This window comes from Sediminicola sp. YIK13 (assembly GCF_001430825.1).
GTDB lineage: Bacteria > Bacteroidota > Bacteroidia > Flavobacteriales > Flavobacteriaceae > Sediminicola.
On the sequence record NZ_CP010535.1, the window covers coordinates 1,104,478 to 1,126,876 of the forward strand.

The 22,399-nt window shown below is 38.6% G+C and carries 19 protein-coding genes; 12 read left to right on the plus strand and 7 right to left on the minus strand.

Going from position 1 to position 22,399, the window contains the following annotated elements:
- Positions 1-6: 6 nt before the first annotated feature.
- Positions 7-2,424, minus strand: coding sequence for a zinc-dependent metalloprotease (locus tag SB49_RS04895; RefSeq protein ID WP_062054397.1), 2,418 nt, complete (start codon positions 2,422-2,424; stop codon positions 7-9).
- Positions 2,425-2,616: 192 nt separating this feature from the next.
- Between SB49_RS04895 and SB49_RS04900 the strand changes: the two genes are divergently transcribed.
- The 7 genes from SB49_RS04900 (at position 2,617) to SB49_RS04930 (ending at position 10,657) form a co-directional block, all read left to right on the plus strand.
- A complete protein-coding gene (locus SB49_RS04900; RefSeq protein ID WP_062054399.1) occupies positions 2,617-4,083 on the plus strand; it encodes a circularly permuted type 2 ATP-grasp protein in 1,467 nt (488 codons plus the stop codon).
- 9 nt (positions 4,084-4,092) lie between these two features.
- Complete coding sequence (locus tag SB49_RS04905; RefSeq protein WP_062054401.1) at positions 4,093-5,040, plus strand: alpha-E domain-containing protein; 948 nt, start codon at positions 4,093-4,095, stop codon at positions 5,038-5,040.
- A 43-nt stretch (positions 5,041-5,083) separates the two neighbouring features.
- On the plus strand, positions 5,084-5,935 hold the full coding sequence (locus SB49_RS04910; protein ID WP_062054403.1) for a transglutaminase-like domain-containing protein: 852 nt from the start codon (positions 5,084-5,086) through the stop codon (positions 5,933-5,935).
- Positions 5,936-6,000: 65 nt separating this feature from the next.
- Positions 6,001-7,102, plus strand: a protein-coding gene (gene prfB / locus SB49_RS04915) for a peptide chain release factor 2 (protein ID WP_145758357.1) whose coding sequence is annotated in 2 segments (ribosomal slippage) — positions 6,001-6,063 and positions 6,065-7,102 — 1,101 coding nt in all. Because the reading frame shifts where the segments join, the coding sequence is not laid out codon by codon here.
- Positions 7,103-7,183: 81 nt separating this feature from the next.
- Positions 7,184-7,525 (plus strand): arsenate reductase (glutaredoxin), encoded by a 342-nt coding sequence (arsC, locus tag SB49_RS04920; RefSeq protein WP_062054407.1) that lies wholly within the window; start codon positions 7,184-7,186, stop codon positions 7,523-7,525.
- A gap of 161 nt (positions 7,526-7,686) precedes the next feature.
- Positions 7,687-8,154, plus strand: a complete 468-nt coding sequence (locus tag SB49_RS04925) for a hypothetical protein (RefSeq protein ID WP_062054409.1) — start codon at positions 7,687-7,689, stop codon at positions 8,152-8,154.
- Positions 8,155-8,176: 22 nt separating this feature from the next.
- The gene (locus tag SB49_RS04930; RefSeq protein WP_062054411.1) at positions 8,177-10,657 is read left to right on the plus strand and encodes a TonB-dependent receptor domain-containing protein; all 2,481 of its coding nucleotides are present in this window, start codon (positions 8,177-8,179) and stop codon (positions 10,655-10,657) included.
- A gap of 259 nt (positions 10,658-10,916) precedes the next feature.
- Here the strand turns inward: SB49_RS04930 and SB49_RS16100 are convergent, their stop codons facing one another.
- Complete coding sequence (locus tag SB49_RS16100; protein WP_062054413.1) at positions 10,917-11,090, minus strand: hypothetical protein; 174 nt, start codon at positions 11,088-11,090, stop codon at positions 10,917-10,919.
- A 123-nt stretch (positions 11,091-11,213) separates the two neighbouring features.
- Between SB49_RS16100 and fumC the strand changes: the two genes are divergently transcribed.
- Positions 11,214-12,611, plus strand: coding sequence for a class II fumarate hydratase (fumC, locus tag SB49_RS04940; RefSeq protein ID WP_062054415.1), 1,398 nt, complete (start codon positions 11,214-11,216; stop codon positions 12,609-12,611).
- 73 nt (positions 12,612-12,684) lie between these two features.
- Here fumC and SB49_RS04945 read toward each other — a convergent pair whose 3' ends face one another.
- Positions 12,685-13,572 (minus strand): hypothetical protein, encoded by an 888-nt coding sequence (locus SB49_RS04945; protein WP_062054417.1) that lies wholly within the window; start codon positions 13,570-13,572, stop codon positions 12,685-12,687.
- Between the two features lie 180 nt (positions 13,573-13,752).
- Here SB49_RS04945 and SB49_RS04950 point away from each other — a divergent pair, with 180 nt between their 5' ends.
- A complete protein-coding gene (locus SB49_RS04950) occupies positions 13,753-14,217 on the plus strand; it encodes a GNAT family N-acetyltransferase (protein ID WP_062054419.1) in 465 nt (154 codons plus the stop codon).
- Between the two features lie 88 nt (positions 14,218-14,305).
- Complete coding sequence (locus SB49_RS04955; protein ID WP_062054421.1) at positions 14,306-15,100, plus strand: MBL fold metallo-hydrolase; 795 nt, start codon at positions 14,306-14,308, stop codon at positions 15,098-15,100.
- 64 nt (positions 15,101-15,164) lie between these two features.
- Here the strand turns inward: SB49_RS04955 and ettA are convergent, their stop codons facing one another.
- The 3 genes from ettA to SB49_RS04970 form a co-directional block, all read right to left on the minus strand.
- Positions 15,165-16,856 carry an energy-dependent translational throttle protein EttA gene (gene ettA / locus SB49_RS04960; RefSeq protein WP_062054423.1) on the minus strand — a complete coding sequence of 564 codons (1,692 nt, stop codon included), beginning with the start codon at positions 16,854-16,856 and terminating at the stop codon, positions 15,165-15,167.
- A 35-nt stretch (positions 16,857-16,891) separates the two neighbouring features.
- Positions 16,892-17,074: a CAL67264 family membrane protein gene (locus SB49_RS04965; RefSeq protein ID WP_062054425.1), complete on the minus strand. Its 183-nt coding sequence runs from the start codon at positions 17,072-17,074 to the stop codon at positions 16,892-16,894.
- Between the two features lie 73 nt (positions 17,075-17,147).
- Entirely contained in the window at positions 17,148-18,131 is a 984-nt protein-coding gene (locus SB49_RS04970; protein ID WP_062054427.1) for a Gfo/Idh/MocA family protein, read from the minus strand.
- A gap of 76 nt (positions 18,132-18,207) precedes the next feature.
- On the opposite strand from SB49_RS04970, the gene SB49_RS04975 reads away from it, so the two are divergent.
- Both SB49_RS04975 and SB49_RS04980 read left to right on the plus strand, forming a co-directional pair.
- A complete protein-coding gene (locus SB49_RS04975; protein WP_062058877.1) occupies positions 18,208-19,836 on the plus strand; it encodes an acyl-CoA carboxylase subunit beta in 1,629 nt (542 codons plus the stop codon).
- Between the two features lie 58 nt (positions 19,837-19,894).
- Complete coding sequence (locus SB49_RS04980; protein WP_062054430.1) at positions 19,895-20,317, plus strand: DoxX family protein; 423 nt, start codon at positions 19,895-19,897, stop codon at positions 20,315-20,317.
- 72 nt (positions 20,318-20,389) lie between these two features.
- On the opposite strand, the gene SB49_RS04985 is transcribed toward SB49_RS04980, so the two are convergent.
- Positions 20,390-22,390: a TonB-dependent receptor plug domain-containing protein gene (locus SB49_RS04985; protein WP_062054432.1), complete on the minus strand. Its 2,001-nt coding sequence runs from the start codon at positions 22,388-22,390 to the stop codon at positions 20,390-20,392.
- Between the last annotated feature and the right edge of the window lie 9 nt (positions 22,391-22,399).

Here is a 22,399-nt window from a genome sequence, read left to right on the forward strand (position 1 = left end):
GTAGTTTTAATTGGTATACTCCATACAATCCATTCCAATGGGCGATCCATCGGGAATACCTGGACTTGGTTTAACTTTGAACTGCTCTGGATGATTGTAGAAATCATCTATTCTCCTGACTATTTCCCTGCTGATCGCATCTTTGGATTTAGACACCAAATTTGATTTGATATCCATCAAAACAGCGCTTGCAATCGCATTCACCTGTGGGTGCACCTTATCGTGGGACGCTAAATTCATGATATGGAACAACACCCTAAAATTGATGGATTGTTGCACTTCATTTTTATATGGATCCTTAAGGTCATAGTATATGGTGCCCTTTACCAAGTCATCCATCACCTCTTTTAACCCCAAATTGGAAGGTTCCAAACTTTTCTGCTGGATAAGTCGGGATGCCCGTTCGGGATGCAACAATAGCTTCAATGTCATATCCGCTGCGGTCTCCGGAGCCGATATTGCATCAAAGGAAACACCTGTTTTACCCTTAAATGATTCCCTTGTCCTGTTATAGCCAATGGCCCTGGGAGGAAATAAGGACAATTTATCCTTGGGAATAGCAATTTCTTGGGCGTCCAGTGTTTTTAAGATACTCTTAAGGGCATTTTCCTGTACTTTTTTATCTACAGTTTCAACTGTTAACTGTCCATCACCTTTAACCGTATAATTATAATCCAACCCTCCTATGACCTTTGCTACGGCCTCAGTTTGATACCTATGGAAAAAATATAAGGGCACAAAAACGTCCTCTAACACGGAATTGGGTTCGTTCTTTCTGATATTATCCATAGAAAAATTGGAGATGGCCACTTTTCTCACTTCTAGCATATCTGTAAGTTCATCGCTAGCTGCCTTTCCGTTATCCCATAAATGCCCTAATGCGTGGGCTCCACCTGCTGGTCTTGCATCCGAGTCGGAGATATATCGTAATCCCTTATTTTGTGCATCGGTCAATATAGCATTTAGCGCCTCCCTTTCATTACTTCCTTCCTCTAATTGTGAATAGGAATAGGCAACCGTAACTTTATCCCATTCCCCTATCCCAGTGGCATAGGCCTTTGAAAAATCTATTTTCCCATTCTTAACTGAAAATTGAGGATGCGGATAATCCATTACCGAAGCTCTATCGTTGGTACTTGCCGCAAAATTATGTGAAAAACCAAGGGTGTGACCAATTTCATGAGCTGATAATTGCCTTATTCTGGCCAAGGAAAGGTCCAAAAGTTCTTGGTAATTGTCATCACGTTCTGCAAAAGGCTTGTCCATCAGCGCCTGGGCAATTAGAAAATCCTGTCTTATACGCAAACTCCCTAGGCTGACATGACCCTTCATAATTTCTCCCGTTCTTGGATCGGTTATGCTACTTCCGTAGCTCCATCCCCTTGTTGACCTATGTACCCATTGGATCACATTGTAACGAACGTCCAATGGATCGGCATCATCCGGAAGCATTTTCAATTGAAATGCATCTTTATACCCAATAGCTTCAAAAGCTTGGTTCCACCATTTGCCACCGTCCAATAGAGCAGAGCGTACGGGCTCCGGGGTGCCATTATCTAAATAGTATATAATGGGTTCTACTGCTTCACTCATCGTAGCTGAAGGATCTTTCTTCTCCAACCTGTGGCGCGTAACAAACTGTTTTAAAATGGGTTCTTGAACTGGCGTGGCATAATCGTAATACGAAAAAGGATAGGACCCACTTCTTGGATCAAATTCCCTTTTTTTATAGCCATTGTCGGGCAGCTCTATAAATGAATGGTGCTGGGATACTGTCACAATACTTTTATTGGGGGCGACTCCCTCCAAAAGCTTGGCTTTTTCCTCTGCAACCCCAGTAAAGGTTAAAATAATATCCATTTCCACATTTTCAGGGAATGCTTTGGTACGTTCCAGATCTATGGCACTTTTACTCTTATCCAGACTATAATTTCCTTGCTTTTTCTCCTTTAATTTTAAAGCTACCCCATGAACATCCTGCATTAAAAAATCGGTCATATCAATAATAAAACGACCGTCTTTTTCCTCTTCTATTTTAAATCCGAACAAAACCGATTTGGCAAATGCCTGCTCTATTGATTTTTTCTCCAGGGAATTCTCTGTGATGGCCCTATATTTAAGATTGGGCTGTACCAAAAGAAGTTTGTTGCCTGCCCGTTTAAAGTATACCACCTGTTCGTTACCCAATTGGCCGCGATCCAAGCCTAGATCATTGCTCCCTATACCACTACTAAGGGAATAGACATAAAGAAATTCTTTGTTCAATTCGCTTACCTCCATATACACCTTATCATTCCCTTGATCGTAGTAGAAGGTAAAGAGGCCATCAAATTTCTTGAAATTTTTACTTTTTTCGGAAAATTGGGCAAATAATACGGTGATTGCCATAAAGAAGACAACTGTAAAGCTAAAGATGTATTTCATAGTACTAAAAATTGAAGTTCTAAATTTATGTAAAATGGTTCAAACATTATTATCTCTTGGTATTTTAAATTGAAATCGTTAATTTGACAATAACAAACTCTTCTTTTTGTCTAATTAATAATTCTGAGATCTATAAAACAAGTTTAAATATTCAATTAACTAAAATGCAGTATCTTATAGAAAATTTAGTATATGAGCTCTAATATCAAAAAACCCATTTTCTCCTCTTATATTAACAATCCCCATTTGTTTGATGAAGTATTTGACAACCTTGGTAACACTAAAAATGTATACCAAAAGTTGTTTGACCTGTATGGGGATCACTCCATCTTGGATTATGTGCAACTGAACAATAAGGCCAAGTCTTCCTTTTTTAATCAAGGAATAACATTTCAGACCTACGGGGAACATGACACTAAGGAAAAAATATTTCCCTTTGATCTTTTTCCAAGGATAATAGACCCCGATGAATGGGATATCATAGAACGCGGGGCCATTCAAAGAAGCAAGGCATTAAATTTATTTTTATGGGATATCTACCACGATAAAAAAATTATCAAAGATGGTATCGTTCCCTTGGACCTTATAAGTTCTTCAGCCAATTACCTACACCAAATGATAGGGGTAGATCCTCCTGGAGGCGTTTACAACCATATATCAGGAACGGACATCATCAAACATTCTGATGGAGAATATTATGTTTTGGAGGACAATATTAGATGTCCCTCAGGTGTAAGTTATGTCATTTGTAACCGAACCGCACTAAAAAGGGCACTATTTGGAGTATTTAATCATTATAAGACACATACTGTCACCAACTATGCAGAAAATCTCTTGGAAATACTGGAGAGTGTAAAACCTAAAGGCGTGGACATTCCTAATTGTGTAGTGATTACCCCAGGGATGTACAATTCTGCTTTCTATGAGCATTCCTATCTAGCGAAGGCAATGGGTGTGGAATTGGTAGAAGGTAGGGATCTCTTTGTAGAGAATGATTTTGTATATATGAAAACCATTCGTGGGCCCATAAAAGTAGACGTAATATACCGAAGAGTAGATGACCAATTTCTGGATCCGCTGGAATTTAGGGCTGATTCCTCTTTAGGAGTTCCAGGTCTTTTCTCGGCATATCTAAAAGGGAATGTTTGTTTGGCAAATGCTCCTGGAACTGGAGTCGCAGATGATAAGGCAGTATATACCTATATGCCCCAGATCATTAAATATTATTTGGATGAAGTGCCAATTCTCAACAATGTGCACACCTATCACTGCAGTAGACCCGATGAACTAAAATATGTATTGGAACACATCCATGAATTAGTGGTGAAGCCTGTTGATGAAGCCGGTGGATATGGCATTTCCATAGGAAATAAACTTACCAAGGAAGAAATAAAGGCAGTCCAGGAACAAATCAAAGAACATCCTAGAAAGTATATCGCCCAACCCATCATGTCCCTTTCCGTTCACCCTACATATATAGACGATACAGAGTCTTTTGAACAACGACATGTGGATCTTAGAACATTTACATTACTGGGCGACAAAAAAGAGTTTGTTCTGAAAGGAGGTCTTTCACGGGTTGCGCTTAAAAAAGGTAATCTAATCGTTAATTCTTCACAAGGAGGAGGATCCAAAGACACTTGGGTATTAAAAAAATAAAAACAACATATGTTAGCTAGAGTTGCGAATAATCTTTTCTGGATGGGGCGTTATATTGAGCGCGCCGAACACTTGGCCAGGTATTTAAACGTAAATTATTTTTCCTCATTGGATGCACCCAACGAGCTCTCCCAGTCCAGACAGTTCGTGTTGCGGTCCATGATGTTTTTTGTTGGTGATCCAATTAAAGATAATACAGTAACGTTGGATGAAGAGGATGTCCTATATAACATTGGACTAAATCCTGATAAGCCCTATTCTATCATCAACAATGTAAAATTGGCAAGGGAGAATGCAAATAGTGCCAGAGATTTGATATCTACAGAGCTCTATGAGGCCATTAACAAGTTCTATCATTTTGTGATCAGTTATTCTATAGAAGATTTCAAAAAAAAGGGACTGTACGATTTTACAATGAACATCGCGGAAATGACCGCTATTATGAGGGGAAAGATTAGGGGCACGCTGCTACACGATGAAGTATACGCAATTACCATGTTGGGCATTAACTTAGAAAGAGCTACGCAGGTAATTAGAATCATCAACTCCAAGTATAATGATGCGGTTCTTGCCAAAGGAAATTACGGTGACAACATCAGCGATAGCTTTGAGTGGATAACCCTATTAAAATGTGTGGAATCTTATGATATGATGAGGCGATTTTATAAAAAAACTCCCAACAGTATTTGCACCTTGGAATTTTTGATTTTAAATCCAGATTGTCCTCGATCTGTTATCAACAGTATCAACCAGGTGCACAAACATATCAAGGTACTGGATGAATCAAAGAATCCCGATAAAAATTCTACCGCTTTTTTAATCAGTAAGATCAAAGGGGAATACGAGTTTAAATATGCAGAAGAAATTGAGGAAGATATTCAACTTTTCATTGAAAATATACTTAACAGTTTAGTGCGAATAAGTCAAAAAACGGAAAATGAATTTTTTAACTATTGAATCATAAAGCATTGACTTACTTTTGTCGACTCAAAACCATCAGATGTCCTTTGAATATACAGTTACCTATAAGGCAGAAAACAATTATGAGCACGCTGTGGATAAAGCCGCTTGGCAATTCTTAATTGTACCAGAAACGAACGATACCCAGAAATTGATCGAGGTAGATTTCGAAAACTCCCTCAATGCTAAATTTGAGTATTCTACAAATGGTCTTGGTTTTCAAACCATTAGGGTATCTCCGTTACAAAGCTTCCAAAATATAAACTTCAAGGGCTCTTTTAAGTTGACCAAGGAAAGCTTAAATCCGTTTGAACATATTCCCGTTTTTAACATAGCGGAAAATTACAAGGAAATAAAAAGCTTGGACTTTAAGGCAGATTTTGAGCCTTATTTGCGTAAAACACCATATACCTTACTACCAAAAGAAGTAGAAAACATATTTAAATTTGATGCTTCCGAAAGCATCTTTGAAAATCTACAGCAATTAAACCACTGGGTGTACCTTTATATCAATTTTAAAACTGGGGTCACCAATGTAGATACCAAATTGGAGGAGGTACTGAAGAATAAGGAAGGCGTATGTCAAGATTTTGCCCACCTTTTTTGTGCTCTAGCTAGGGCCAATGGAATTCCTGCCCGCTACGTTTCCGGGTATCTTCACCAAGGAATTGGTTATTTCGGGGATTCCCAGATGCACGCTTGGGCAGAATGTTTTATTCCCGAAGCAGGGTGGATAGGATTTGATCCTACCAATAACCTGCTAGTCAATGACAACCATATTAAAGTTGCCCATGGGAAGGATTACAACGATTGCTCTCCTCTGAAGGGAGTAGTTTATGCCATTGGGAAGAATGAGACCGTGCATTCTGTGGAAGTGCAGTCCCAACAATAAATAACCTTGCCTTTTTTCACACAAGTCAAAAAAAAGAACCTTATTTTTGGATCAAATTATTGAATATGATAACTACGGACAATTATAAGAGTCTCATTGATCGCCTAGGTGCGTTAAGGAGGTATCTTTGACATAGATGCCAAGCTTGTCGAAATAGAAAACGAAGAAGAAAAAACACTGGAACCTAATTTTTGGGACAACCCCCAGAAAGCCCAGGCCCATATGAAATTGATCCAATCCAAAAAACAATGGGTAGACGATTTCAATGAGGCAAAATCACTTTTAACCGATCTGGAGGTTCTCATAGAATTCCAAAAAGAAGGTGCAATTCCCGAAGAAGAGGTACAACAGCATTACGACAAAATAGTCGATGCTATTGAAAATCTCGAATTCAAGAACATGCTTTCCGATGAAGGAGATGATCTTAGTGCCGTCTTACAGATCACAGCCGGTGCCGGGGGTACCGAAAGTTGCGATTGGGCAGCTATGTTGATGCGTATGTATTTAATGTGGTGCGAAAAAAATGGGTACAAAGTCAAAGAAGTCAATTATCAGGAAGGGGATGTTGCCGGAATAAAAACGGTCACCCTGGAAATTGAGGGCGATTTTGCCTTTGGATGGTTAAAAGGAGAAAATGGGGTCCATAGATTGGTTCGTATTTCCCCATTTGACAGCAATGCTAAAAGGCACACTTCCTTTGCCTCTGTATATGTATACCCACTAGCCGATGATAGTATTGAAATAGACATCAATCCGGCCGACATTTCTTGGGCCTTCGCAAGATCAGGAGGTGCTGGGGGGCAAAATGTCAACAAGGTAGAGACCAAAGCAATTTTAACCCACCACCCTACCGGAATTGTGGTCCATAACTCGGAAACAAGATCCCAATTGGAAAATAGGGAAAACGCCATGCGTCTACTTAAATCACAATTGTACGAAATAGAGTTGCGTAAAAGACAGGCTGCCCGAAATGAAATTGAAGCATCTAAAATGAAAATTGAATGGGGCTCACAGATTAGAAATTACGTGATGCACCCCTATAAACTGGTAAAGGATGTACGGACCGGAGAAGAAACAGGAAATGTTGATGCCGTTATGGATGGTCATATCAATCAATTCCTAAAAGCATTTCTCATGATGATGGGGCAAAAAGAGGAATCTGATTAGTCTTTAGTTGGTTGTATGAAATTAAAAATCCATAAGACAATTCTCAATCAATATCAGAAAAGTTGAATCAAATATAAAGTAATGATCAAAATTTATCATAATCCAAGATGTAAAAAATCTAGAGAAGCGTTGGACCTTTTAAAAGAATCTGGCAAGGAGTATGAAGTTGTTAAGTATTTGGAGGACATCCCTACCAAGGAGGAACTTAGGGAAGTCCTAAACTGCCTCTCTTTGAATGCAGAGCATTTAGTCCGAAAAAATGAACCAATCTGGAAAGAAAAGTTTCGGGGAAAACTACTTTCGGAAGAAGATATCATCAATGCTATGATTGCCTACCCCAAACTCATAGAAAGACCTATTGTAATTGACGGCGGAAAAGCCATTATTGGGAGACCTCCAGAAAAGGTAAACGAACTGCTCTAAACCCCTTCTTTATTTTTGTTTAACGTTTTGTTGTTATTCTTTAACAAACTTTAACCTCAATTTTCATCTAAGCCGTTTTTGTTGAATGTTATTTAACATACATTTAACCAAGGCGGCTTAAACCTTCCTGTATTTTTGGCCTCTAACCAATTATCAAACCTATGAGCAACAAGAACACATTCATTTTCACGGCATTAATTTTACTCTTTTCAACCACCCTGATCCAGGCACAATACGGTTATGGCAATGGTTATGGTAATAATGGATATGGCAGAAGGCAAAGTAATATTCCACAAACCCAACAAACACCCGAAAAAGTGGAACCTTTAACGGCAGAGGAAATGGTAGAAACCCAGATGCCGGCCATTGCTGAGGCTTTAGAATTGAATGAATTTGAAAAGGCCGTTGTTAGTACCACTTTGATCAAATATATGCAGCAGCGTATTGAGGTCCAGATCTTACAATTGGAAACTGATAAAATGAGAGAAGCTTACGAAAAAATCAATTTGAATCAGGACGCAGAATTAAAAGCAGGTCTTCCCGAGGAAAAATACCAAGCTTATTTAAATATGAAAGAAGATGGTATCCGGAAAACAAAACGAAAAAAGAAAAAGAAAAAGAAAAACTAATACTTAAGCCACTAACTACGCTATGAAAAAATTATTACCATTATTGCTTGTTCTTTCCACAACGTTAACCTTTGCACAAAGATCTAGGGGCACAAGTAATATTGTTACGGTATCTGGAACGGTATTGGATAAGGAATACAATGAACCTTTGGAATATGCCACCCTGATATTGCAAAGCGTAAATAATCCCGAGAAAGTAACCGGTGGAATCACAGATATAAATGGTAAGTTCAGTGTAGAAACGGAACCTGGTATGTACAACATTCGTGTGGAATATATCTCCTACAATACCTACCGTTTGGACAGTCAAAATATAACGGCATCCAAAAATCTTGGCACCATTAAGCTTGGCATCAATGTTGAACAACTGGAAGCTGTAGAAGTTGTAGGTGAAAAAACAACAGTAGAGGTGAGACTTGACAAAAAGATCTATAATATTGGTAAGGATATAACCACCAGTGGGGCTACTGTAACTGATGCCTTGAACAATGTTCCTTCTGTAAGTGTAGACGTGGAGGGAGGAATTAGTTTAAGAGGAAATGAAAATGTACGTATACTTATCAACGGAAGACCTTCTGCCTTAGCAGGTTTTGGTTCCACAGATGCTTTACGCCAAATACCAGCCGATGCTATAGATAAAGTAGAGGTCATAACAAGCCCGTCCGCGAGATATGACGCCGAGGGTACCGCCGGTATTCTTAATATCATCCTGAAAAAAGAGAAAACTTTAGGTTTTAATGGTACAATAAATACCACTATAGGGTATCCCACAGCCAGTCAAATTAGTTCTAACCTAAACCTCCGTACGGACAAATTCAATATTTTTAATACGTTGGGTTTTAGTTATAGACAACCACCGGGAGGTGGATTCGCTGACAACACTTATGCCAATGGTGATTTTGATAGAATCATAGAGGATAGGAACATTGAAAGGGAAAATCTTAGTTTTAATTTCAATATTGGAATGGAATACTTTCTTACCGATAAATCTTCTGTTACCGCTGGATATTTCGCTAGAATTTCCGATGGAACCGATGTTACCGAGAACTTAAGTAGACGCTTTGTAGGAACCGATATTGCCAGTAGAACAATTAGAACAGAGGACGAAAGGGAGGATGATAAAAGCAATCAGATATCCCTTAATTACATTAACAGGTTGGACGACGATGGTCAAAAGTTAACTGCAGATTTACAGTATTCCTTTGACAAAGAAGATATTTTTACTGTGATTCAAGAGAACAATACCTTTCCTAATAATGATTTATTAGCCTTCGAAAATATTAACGAAAAGGAAAAGCAGAAAGAATTTTTATTTCAAGCGGATTATGTATTGCCAATGGGAGATGCACAGTTTGAAGCTGGATATCGTGGAAATTTTGAAGTGACTGATAATCCTTTTAAATTGGAAACTGAAGATTTGGATACTGGGGAATTAGTGCTGCGACAAGACAATAATTTTAAGTATACAGAAAATGTAAATGCGCTATATACCCAATATGGCAATAAGTATGGAAAATTCTCTTTTCTTGCTGGATTAAGATTGGAAAACACCCAATTAAAAGGAGAGTTGACATCATTTGATCTAGAGGCCTTACAGGAATCCATAGGGGAAGATATAGATCTTAATTTTGATAAAAACTATTTAGGCCTTTTCCCTACCCTTAACTTGATTTTCGAAATTGCAGAACGTGAAAACATTACCTTAGGATATAATCGCAGAATCAACAGACCAAGAGGATGGTATATTAATCCTTTTCCATCACGATCTAGTAGGACAAATATTTTTCAAGGAAACCCAGATTTAGACCCTGCTTTTGCCAATGCCTATGACCTTGGTTATTTAAAAAGATGGGAGAAGTTAACCTTTACTTCGTCTATTTACTATCAGAAAGAGACCAACTCTTTTGAAAGAGTTCAGGAAGAAACAGGAGAATTGACAGAAGATGGTATTAGGATTATTCGTACCGTACCTATTAACCTGTCTACCAATGAAAGGATTGGTGCAGAGGCCGGCATACTTTATAATCCAACCAAATGGTTACGTTTAAATTATAGCTTTAATTTTTTCCAGTTTTCAACCGAGGGAGCTTTCAATGGTGTGGATTATGGCGCCCAAAATACAAGCTGGTTTACCCGATTTAGTTCTAAGGTCACCTTACCCGGCAAATTAGAGTGGCAAACCAATGCCTTTTATTCTGGGCCCAGTAATAATGCCCAGACCAAAAACGAAGGGATCTTCTCTTTGAACTTGGCCTTTAGTAAAGATATCATGGGGGACAAGGGAACGCTCGCCTTTAATGTGAGTGATTTATTGAACTCCAGAAAAAGAAGATCTTTTACAGAAACCGATTTTTTTACTTCCGATAGCGAATTTCAATGGAGACAAAGGCAGTTTAACCTTTCTTTTGTATACCGTTTTAACCAACCTAAAGGAAAGCAAAACAATCAGAGAAGAGGGGGTGATGACGATGATGAAAGGGACTACGGCGGAGGCTCAAAATAAATCAACATAAAAATAAGTCAATAAAAAAGGAGGCTTTAGGCCTCCTTTTTTATTGACTTAGATATTCTACGTATTATTTTACAAACAGCCTTCTCAAAACAAAAAGGATAAAGGGCAAAGGTGATACAATGATTTAAGTTGTCATTGCAAATTACAATCAACCTAGCGTTTCTTGCCCATTGCGTAAAGGGTCATCAAATATTTACTAGCTCGGACAAACAGCAAATTAAATTAAAAAGGAGCCATGTGGCTCCTTTTTTTATTCGTTGCGTTTCGCTTTTTTGGCGTCGCGTTTTTCTTTCAAGAATTCCAACAATGAACCACCCAACCAATAAGGAATAACAAAGGTCAATAGAAATATCATTAACCAAAATCCAATGGTAAGAATCGTTAAAAATGCTAAGAAACCTAAGTACTGGTCGAATTCAAACATGAGTGATAAATTTTAACGTTTACAAAGATACTTTGAAATAGGTGAATACTACAAATCAAATTCAAAAAAAATGGAAATAAATTGGCAAAGCAGTACCTTTGTAAGAAACAAAACCACTTTAAAATGAGCTTTAGAATTGAAAAAGACACTATGGGAGAGGTTAAGGTCCCATCCGATAAATATTGGGGCGCACAAACAGAGCGTTCCCGAAACAATTTTAAAATAGGTCCTTCGGCTTCCATGCCCTTGGATATCGTCTATGGCTTTGCATATCTTAAGAAAGCTGCAGCCTATGCCAACCATGACCTTGGAGTTCTTAGCAAAGAAAAAAGGGATATGATCGCTGCCGTATGTGATGAAATCTTGGAAGGCAAACACAACGATCAATTTCCATTGGTGATTTGGCAAACAGGATCTGGAACCCAGAGCAATATGAACGTGAACGAGGTTGTTGCCAATAGGGCACATGAAATGGCGGGGAATAAAATAGGTGAAGGAGAAAAAACGATTCAGGCCAACGATGACGTGAACAAATCTCAATCTTCCAATGACACCTTCCCTACAGGGATGCATATTGCGGCTTACAAGAAAATTGTTGAAGTGACCATTCCTGGAGTAACGCAACTTAGAGATACATTACATAAAAAAGCACAAGAATTTAAAAATGTGGTGAAAATTGGTCGTACCCATTTAATGGATGCAACCCCCCTCACCTTAGGTCAGGAATTTTCTGGTTATGTTTCCCAATTGGACCACGGCCTAAAAGCATTAAAAAATACTTTACCACATTTGAGTGAATTGGCATTGGGTGGTACGGCCGTAGGAACAGGATTAAATACCCCTGAAGGCTATGATGTTTTGGTAGCAGAATATATTGCCAAATTTACAGGCCTACCCTTTATCACCGCCGAAAACAAATTTGAAGCCTTAGCTGCCCACGATGCTATTGTGGAAAGTCACGGTGCCTTAAAACAATTGTCAGTGGCCTTGAATAAAATAGCCAATGATATTAGAATGATGGCCTCTGGACCGCGTTCTGGGATTGGGGAAATTATCATCCCTGCCAATGAACCTGGTAGTTCTATTATGCCAGGAAAAGTGAATCCAACCCAGTGTGAGGCGCTTACGATGGTATGTGCTCAAGTAATGGGTAATGACGTTGCCATCACTGTAGGCGGTACCCAAGGTCACTATGAGTTAAACGTATTTAAACCTATGATGGCTGCAAATATTCTTCAATCTGCAGAATTACTTGGGGATGCCTGTGTCAGTTTTGATGAGAATTGTGCAATCGGGATAGAGCCCAACCATGGCGTTATTAAACAACTGTTGAACAATTCCTTAATGTTGGTCACTGCTTTAAACACCAAAATTGGATACTATAAAGCAGCTGAAATAGCCAATACAGCACATAAGAATGGAACCACGCTTAAAGAAGAAGCAATCAATCTGGGCTATGTTACAGCTGAGGATTATGATGATTGGGTAAAGCCGGAAGATATGGTTGGATCGATGAAATAATTCAATAATAAAAGAATTAAAAAGGGGCAATCAAATGATTGCCCCTTTTTTTGTTATTTATGAATAGTGATTACTATTTCAAGGTGAACTTAGAAGTTCCCAATAATTTTAATTTACCATCATAAACATTTACCATGTAATTTCCTTTTTGAAAATCACCTGAAGGTTTGCTGATGTAATCACAAACATCCAAAGACTTGTTCTCATAGTAGAAGTTAGTTTCTTTGCTATAGGTTACGGAAGCACCGCTATCAATAGTTTTAGAAAAACTTTCACCCAATACGTTTCCTTGTGGATCCAATACCTCTATGTAGAACTCTCTGTCGCCTGCCTGAGCAATTGCGTTGTTCGCTATAGTGAAACAAATTTTAAATTTATCTGTTCCTCTAGCTCTTTGGGTAGAAACCAATTTACCACTAGATCTTTCTTTAACTGCGTCAACAGAGAATTGTGAAAGGTTAAGGGCAGATCCCTTTTCAACAGCTGAAGCCAATTGTGTGTTCTGTACTACCAAAGAATCGTTGAAAACAGTTTGTTTTTCCAATTCTACATAAGTACTATCTCTCTGCATGGCCAATCTGCTGTTAGACCTAGTAAGAGAATCTACTTGTTTCATCAACTGCTCTCTTTCCTTCTTTAGGACAGTAACTTGATTTCTAAATCTGTACAAAGAAGAAATATCACCTTTCATTGTTTTAACAGAATCAATGTATTTGGCAATTTTGTCTCTGGCAATAACCAATTCTTCGTTGGTCATGTTACTTTCAATAATAGCTTTGTCGTATTCCGACTTCAAACTATTTAAATCCTCAACCACCAATTGTTTTTCTTGTTGTAAAATCTCAGTGGTCTTTTGCTTATCCTTGTAAAGACTTACTGTGTAAATAATTGTACCCAATAAAATGATACCTAGTAATCCAGCGATTACTTTTAAACTGTTATTGTTTTTAGTTTCAGTCATAATAAATTTATTAATTATCCTTTAGTTGATTTGACTTTTTGTTAAAAGCTGATTGTTTGTATACGACTATATACGTCGCAATTGTACTTTTAGATTTTTTTGTGGAAAAAAAATTTAATATCACACAATAAATAAATCTTAACCTTAATTTTATACAATCATTCAATCCACTTCACCAGCATGTCCACAGAAATAATATCTTTTGAACCCAAATATGCACCTGCCTTTAAAGCGCTTAATATAGCTTGGTTGGAGAAATTTTTTTATGTTGAATCACATGATGCCGATCTCTTGGAAAACTGTGAACAGACCATTATCAACAAAGGAGGCTTTATATTTTTTGCTAAGTACCAAGACACCATAGTTGGATGTTTTTCCTTTATTATGATTGATGATAGGATATACGAACTAGGCAAAATGGCTGTAGATCCACAATATCAAGGTTTAAAGATTGGTCAGGCACTAATGGACCATGCCGTGGCCTTTGCCAGAACAAATAATTGGAATAAAATACTTCTCTATTCCAATACGAAGTTGGAAAATGCCATTTATATCTATAAAAAATACGGTTTTCAAGAAATATATCTGGAGTCCGATACCCCCTATGAACGAAGTAATATTAAAATGGAATTACTAATAAATTGATATTTCTTATGAGGTTAAAAGATTTATCGATTTAAATCTTAATACTTTCAACCTATTCTAGGATACCTTTAACTAAAACAATTACATTATGAAAACTATAATAATTTTGCTTGCAGTTTTTTCTTCCATGCTAACAGCATGCAAGGATGCCCCTAAGGAAAAGTCCATTGAACCTATGACTACGGAGGTAACTACCCCAAAAACGGAAAAAGAAGAACTAAAAATTGTTCCCATTGAACACGCTAGTACCGTATTGGAATGGGGAGACATTACAATTTATGTAGATCCAGTTGGTGGTGCAGTGGCTTATGAAGGACAAAGTCAGCCCGATCTAATTCTAATTACTGATATACATGGAGATCATTTCAGCCTTGAGACGCTACAGGAACTAAATACTGAAAAGGCAAAAATCATAGTACCTCAAGAGGTGGCCGATAAAATGCCACAAGAGTTTGCCACACAATTGGATATCTTGAACAACGGGGATTCCAAAGAGCGATATGGTATTACTGTTGAAGCTGTTCCGATGTACAACTTAAGAAAAGAAGCTCTTCAAATGCATCCTAAGGGAAGAGGTAATGGTTACGTCCTTAACATGGGCGGTAAGCGTATTTATTTTTCAGGAGATACGGAAGATATTCCTGAAATGCGCTCCTTGGAAAATATTGATACCGCTTTTATCTGCATGAACCTTCCATACACAATGACAGAGGAAAGTGCTGCGGAAGCGGTATTGGAATTTCAACCCAAGCAGGTGTACCCTTACCATTACAGAGGCAACCCAAATGTTAGTGATGTTACCAAATTCAAAGCTTTGGTAGAAAAAGGAAATCCAGCCATTAATGTGGTTCAGCTAGACTGGTATCCAAAAGAATCATACTAAATAAATAGCATAAAAAAATCCCGTTCTTCAACGGGATTTTTTATTACTCTTATTTATGGTCAACCTAGCGGATCAATTTTTTGTACTTGATACGTTTTGGCATTATATCTCCCCCTAATCGTTTTTTCTTGTTTTCCTCATAATCTGAGAACGACCCTTCAAAGAAATATACTTGGGAATCACCTTCAAATGCAAGGATGTGTGTACAGATCCTATCCAAAAACCATCTGTCGTGGGAAATGACCACGGCACAGCCTGCAAAATTTTCCAAACCTTCTTCCAAGGCTCGTAAAGTATTTACATCGAGATCATTGGTAGGTTCATCCAATAACAAGACGTTACCTTCTTCTTTTAAGGTCATGGCCAGGTGTAATCTATTGCGTTCCCCTCCAGATAACATATTTACCTTTTTGTTTTGTTCGCTTCCTGAAAAGTTAAATCTGCTCAGATAAGCTCTGGAGTTCACTTGTCTGCCTCCCATCATGATCAGCTCCTGCTCATCACTGAAGTTTTGCCAAATCGTTTTCTCTGGGTTGATATTGGAATGTTTCTGATCCACATAGGCGATTTTTGCAGTGTCTCCTACCACAAACTCTCCGCTATCAGGCTTCTCTTCCCCCATAATCATTTTAAAAATAGTAGTTTTACCAGCTCCGTTTGGCCCTATTACCCCTACTATTCCCGCCTGAGGCAGTTTAAAATTCAAGTCCTCATAAAGCAATTTATCGCCATAGGCCTTACTAACGCCAATAGCCTCGATTACATTGGTTCCCAATCTTGGGCCATTTGGAATATAAATTTCCAAATTCTCATCCAATTGTTTTTGATCCTGACTCAGTAATTTATCGTAATTTTTTAAACGTGCCTTTTGTTTGGTCTGTCTACCTTTTGCTCCTTGACGTACCCATTCCAGCTCACGCTCCAACGTTTTCTGTCTTTTTGAAGCTACCTTACTTTCATCGGCCATTCTTTTGGACTTTTGCTCTAACCAAGAGGAGTAATTCCCTTTCCAAGGAATACCTTCACCCCTATCCAATTCCAAGATCCATCCGGCCACATTATCAAGAAAGTATCTATCGTGAGTTACTGCAATTACGGTTCCCTTATATTGCGCCAAATGGTGCTCCAACCAATGTACAGATTCTGCATCCAAATGGTTGGTAGGTTCATCCAACAGCAATATTTCTGGTTCTTGTAACAATAACCTACAGAGTGCCACTCGTCTTCTTTCCCCTCCAGACAGTACCCCAATTTTCTTATCGGGTTCCGGGGTACGCAGAGCGTCCATGGCAATTTCCAATTTCGTATCCAATTCCCAAGCGTCCGAGGCGTCTATCTTATCCTGAAGTTCTGCCTGTTTGTCCATAAGTTTTTGCATCTTATCTGCATCCTCATAAACCTCGGGAAGACCAAACATATCGTTGATCTTATTGTATTCATCTAAAATAGCAACCGTATCGGCCACCCCTTCTTTAACAACCTCTAAAACCGTTTTGGATTCATCCAATTGCGGTTCTTGTTCCAAATAACCAACTTTATAACCTGGAGAGAATACTACATCTCCCTGAAAGTTTTTATCTACTCCTGCGATAATTTTCAACAAAGTAGACTTACCAGACCCGTTAAGACCCAAGATTCCAATCTTGGCCCCGTAAAAGAAGCTCAGGTAAATATTTTTTAATACAGGTGTATTGGCTGTCTTATAGGTTTTGGTAACCCCAGACATGGAAAAAATGACTTTCTTATCGTCAGACATAAAATAATATGATTAAAATTGTTGATTTGGCTAAGTTATACCCTGCCTTTTAAGGCATTAAATACCCAAGCAATGGCAAAAAAACCAATACCCACTGCTGCAAACCCCCATCCTGCAATATCTTTATATCTAAAAGCCCCTAGAGCAATCAACGAAAGGCCTACAATAATCATTATAAAGGTCGCCCATGCAAGCACGGTATTCTTGTTCATTCCCATATTCGATTAGTTTTTTTTGGTACCGACAAATATCGTAATTTTTAAAAGATTATATAAACGAAACGCAAAAACTTTAGGATTCAAAAGGAAAGGCAATGCCCGTTTGTTTCCGTATCTGGTCCAAAATTTCGATCAACTCCAAACTGTTCTTATGAGACCAAAGATCACTTTCTAACTTTCCCGAGGTCAAACAGGAATTCACCTCTTCAATTTCATAGCTGTATCCCTTCCCTAAGGTAGGTTCCAAAATATCCTCCTTTTCTCCATTGCACTCTATGGAAAATCCAGTGGTCTCGTGCCATCTCGGGTGTATATAAATAGATCCTTTGGTACCGGTAATCTTTGCCTTCATTTCAGAATTGCTGGTTAGGCCAGAATAAAGCATCGCATGGGCCTTATCGTATTCAAAAACCAACGAAGTCTGGATTTCTGCACCGGTTTTATGAAATTTAGAGGATGCCAATATTTTAGTTGGTTTCCCTAGCAGCAAATAGGCCAAAAATATAGGGTAAATTCCTATGTCCAAAAGGGAGCCCCCGGCTAGAGCAGGGTTTAGCAATCTTCCATCTTCCTCCCTGTCCAAGGCATAAAAAGCAAAATCTGCCTGGAGGTAACTCAGATCGCCAATTTCCTGAGCGTCTACCATTTCCTTTATTTTTCTGATAGTAGGATTGAACCTGGTCCAAAGGGCCTCCATTAAAAATACATTGTTCTTCTGGGCCGCAGCAATCATTTTCTTTACTTCATCGCTGTTTACGCCCATGGGCTTTTCGCACAAAACGTGTTTTCCGTGTTCCATGGCAGCAATGGCCAATGTGGCATGTTGTGTATGTGGGGTGGCAATATAGATGACATCTACATCTGGAGAATTAAAAAGTTCCTCATAACTGCCAAAGGCATATTTGGCATCGTATTCCTTGGCAAAATCGGCAGCTCTGGTCAAATTCCTTGAGGCTACCGCTACCAACTCAGAGGTCTTGGTTAGTAGTAAATCCTTTGTAAAACTATGGGCTATCCGTCCAGGGCCCAAGATGCCCCATCGTATTTTGTTTTCCATTTTCAACTTAAGTTTTGTCAAAGTTAATCAATATAACTCCTTATCTTTATGCCTTAAAAAGAAACTATTTTCAGGAATGGACATAAACTTCAACAAAAACGAAGACCACAATAAATTACTTCTCTCATCCTTAAAACAGCGCTTGTCCAAAGTACATTTGGGCGGTGGAAAAAGCAGAATAGAAAAACAGCATTCGCAAGGAAAATTGACCGCTAGGGAGCGTATCGACTATTTGTTGGATAAAGGAAAGAAATCCATAGAAATTGGCGCTTTCGCTGGAGAAGGGATGTATGCCGAACACGGTGGGTGTCCTTCTGGTGGCGTTGTTATAAAAATAGGATACATACAGGGCAAACAATGTATTGTAGTTGCCAATGATGCGACAGTTAAGGCTGGTGCCTGGTTCCCTATTACGGCGAAGAAAAACCTAAGGGCGCAAGAAATTTCCATTGAAAATAGGTTGCCCATCATTTATTTGGTGGACAGTGCCGGAGTGTATCTTCCCATGCAGGATGAAATATTTCCGGATAAAGAACATTTTGGACGCATTTTTAGAAATAATGCCGTTATGAGTAGTATGGGCATCACTCAAATAGCTGCGGTAATGGGCAGCTGTGTTGCCGGAGGGGCTTATTTGCCCATCATGAGTGATGAAGCCCTGATCGTTGACAAAACCGGTAGTATATTCTTGGCGGGAAGTTATTTGGTGAAGGCGGCTATAGGAGAAAGTATAGACAATGAAACCTTGGGAGGAGCTACCACGCATTGTGAAGTTAGCGGGGTAACGGATTACAAGGCCAAGGACGATAAGGACGCCTTGGATACCATAAAAAATATTGTTGGTAAAATTGGTGATTTTGATAAGGCTGGATACAATAGAACAGCCTCTAAAAAACCTATTGAAAAGCCAGAAGACATTTACGGAATTTTACCCGCTTCACGTTCCGATCAATATGATATGCTGGAAATTATTAAGCGATTGGTAGACGATTCAGATTTTGAACAGTATAAAGAAGGGTATGGTAGAACCATATTAACGGGCTACGCTCGGATCGATGGGTGGGCTGTTGGTATAGTTGCCAACCAAAGAAAAGTAGTAAAGACGACCAAAGGGGAAATGCAATTTGGGGGGGTCATTTATTCTGACTCTGCGGATAAAGCCACCCGATTTATAGCCAATTGTAATCAGAAGAAGATACCCTTGGTCTTTTTACAGGATGTAACCGGATTTATGGTGGGAAGCAAAAGTGAACATGGCGGAATAATTAAGGACGGTGCAAAAATGGTCAATGCCGTTAGCAACTCGGTTGTGCCCAAATTTACAATAGTGATAGGCAATAGCTATGGGGCCGGAAATTATGCCATGTGCGGCAAGGCCTTTGATCCACGATTCATTGTGGCCTGGCCCAGCGCCGAATTGGCCGTAATGAGCGGAAATTCTGCTGCCAAAGTCCTGTTGCAGATAGAAAAAGCCTCCTTAAAAAAGAAGGGGGAAACCATCACTGAAAAGAAGGAAGCTGAGCTTTTCGGTAAAATCAAGGACCGTTATGATGACCAAGTGTCTCCATATTATGCCGCTGCGAGAATATGGACAGATGCCGTAATAGATCCGTTGGAAACCAGAAATTGGATTTCCTTGGGAATTGAGGCCGCTAATCACGCACCAATAGAAAAGAAATTTAATTTAGGGGTCCTACAGGTTTAATTTTTTTATATCGCTTATTTTCAGTAATTTAATAGGAGTAATTTTAATCTTTTCAATCATGGGAACTATTAAAACACTCAACAAATGGGCAAATAAACACACGTATTATCCCCTTGATCTATTGCGTATTGCATTAGGTCTATTTCTTTTCATAAAAGGCTTATATTTTATTGGCAACACCCAAATGATCATGGAACTTATTGCGCCATTAAAAGGGTTTGCGGGCAGCATGCTGGCGGTTCATTACGTGGCCCCGGCACATCTCATTGGAGGCCTTCTTATTATTTTTGGGTTATATACCCGATGGGCGGTACTTACCCAGCTGCCAATAATAATTGGTGCAGTCCTCATTAATTTTATCGGGGAAATGAATGCCACCAATCTAATTTTGGCCATAACAGTATTTATAGTGTGTGTTTTCTTTCTTTTTTATGGATCGGGAAAACATTCAACTGACTATTACCTCAAAATGGAATCTTGACGATACGATTGGAACAATTGCAATTTCTTTCCCATACATAGCTGGATTGCCTATGTCCATTCCATGCTTATACTATTGCACCTGAAGTGTGGCAATATTTAATTTTTGGAGTGGCTCTGTAAAATTGACCAAAACCTCTCTTTTATTTTGATCGGGTGCCCCAAAATTTTCATAAATGCTGCATTTTAAAGTAAAGCTCTCCTTTTTATTGATGCTGCTACTGCCTAAAAAGGTTGCATTGAAAACCCATTTTCCCTTTACGTCCCCATAAAATTCGAATTCCTCACTGCTGTATCCATTGGATATCTCATCCTCGATTCTTTCTGGATTTGACAACGTACTGTGGTCCCATTTAAAAAATCTGTTTTGAGGATTTACAAATTGTAATTCAAAATCCGCCCTCGGGGTATTCCACTCAAAAACCAAACGCACATTGTATTTCAAATTATTGAAGTATTTAGGATCTACTGTGGTCGTATTCAATTGGCTCTTATGAAGAAATAGGATATTGCGAATTTCACGATCAAGGGTTTTTGATATCACCTCTTTGTTCAATGTAGCGCCTATGTCACCTTTATCCAGTGCCAATAATCGATCTAGGGCCGGTTGCCACTTCCCTTGGTCCCTTAATGCTAAAGCAATGTCCAAATAAGATTGTACCTCTTTGGGGTCTACACTTATAATTCTATCATTTATGTGCACAACTTCCTTAAATGCCCCAACGGAAGATAAGGCAAGAGAAGCTGCTCTTAATTTAGAAATATCCTCAGGGAATAATTCGACAACATTGGATAAGACGCGAATAGCCAGTGCTGGGTTGTCCGGTTTAAAATAATTAAAAGCATCCATATAAAATTGAACACTACTACCATTAAAATTACGTAGGGCAATATAATTTTCGTAAGCTTCCTTTGGTGAGGTGGATTTAAGCAACGATTTATAAACAGGGGTGAAAGTAGATTCTTCCAAATCGGTATCCTCTTCATAAATATTATTCTTTAAGCGGGCCAAATCCGGCTTCTCGCCATTTGTTTTTGACACCTTAGAGCTTTTTGTAGTGATCAATATGACCCCATTGGCGCCTAGTGTGCCGTATTGTGTGGTAGCTGCCATCCCCTTTAATACTGTGATATCCGCTATGTTATCAGGATTTAAAAACCCAAAATTCGCCATCGGAGAAGATTCATTGGAATTGGATTGCTGCTGCGGCACCCCATCTATAACGATAAGACCATAATTATTCAATAACATAGAATTATCGGTACGCATTTTTACCTGACTGATATCTTGATTTTGCTTTACCTCTACTCCCGAAAATTTATTCTGTACAGATTGTGAAACATTGGTTTGTATTGGAGTAATATCCTCCTCGCCTATGGATTGTACAGCCACACCCACTCTATCTTCGTCTGCATCACCAGACGCAGTCCTCACTGTTCTACCTTCCTTGTTATCCTTTATATTTTCTGTCACAACAACCTCCTCCAAATTTATTCCTGGCGATCTTGGTTCACTTGCTTCAGCTGTATCAGAATTGGATGCTTTAGGGGAGTCTGTTACGTCCTTCTTTTCTTCCAAAATGCCATAGTCGAATATCCTGGCCCTATTGGTCACCAACAGTTTGTTAAGTCCAAATTGATCCTTATAAGGGTTACTGTTTATAATAAAGGTCTTAACCCCAAAATTTGGAACTGTACTGACCATATTCTGGTTCCCATCTGTGAAGAGCAATAAATCGGTATGATGTAAGGAGATAACTTGTTCCAGTACGCTATAATTGGTAGCACCATCATAAACAATATTTTCTAATCTTTCCTGTAGTGATTTCCAATTACCGTCCTTGATCTGGATTTCTTGATTTTCCACTACAGCATTACTGAAAATAACGAGGTTGACTTTTACCTCTTTGTTGACCTTGAAGTAATTTTCTAGGAATTTAAGATCATTATCAATAATCCTATCACCCATAGAAAGGGATGCGTCCCATCCTATCATTACATATTTTTCATTTTGTGCTTGAATTGAAGCACAGACAAATATGATGAGACATATCAGTAATTTTTTGAATATCATCACAGCAAT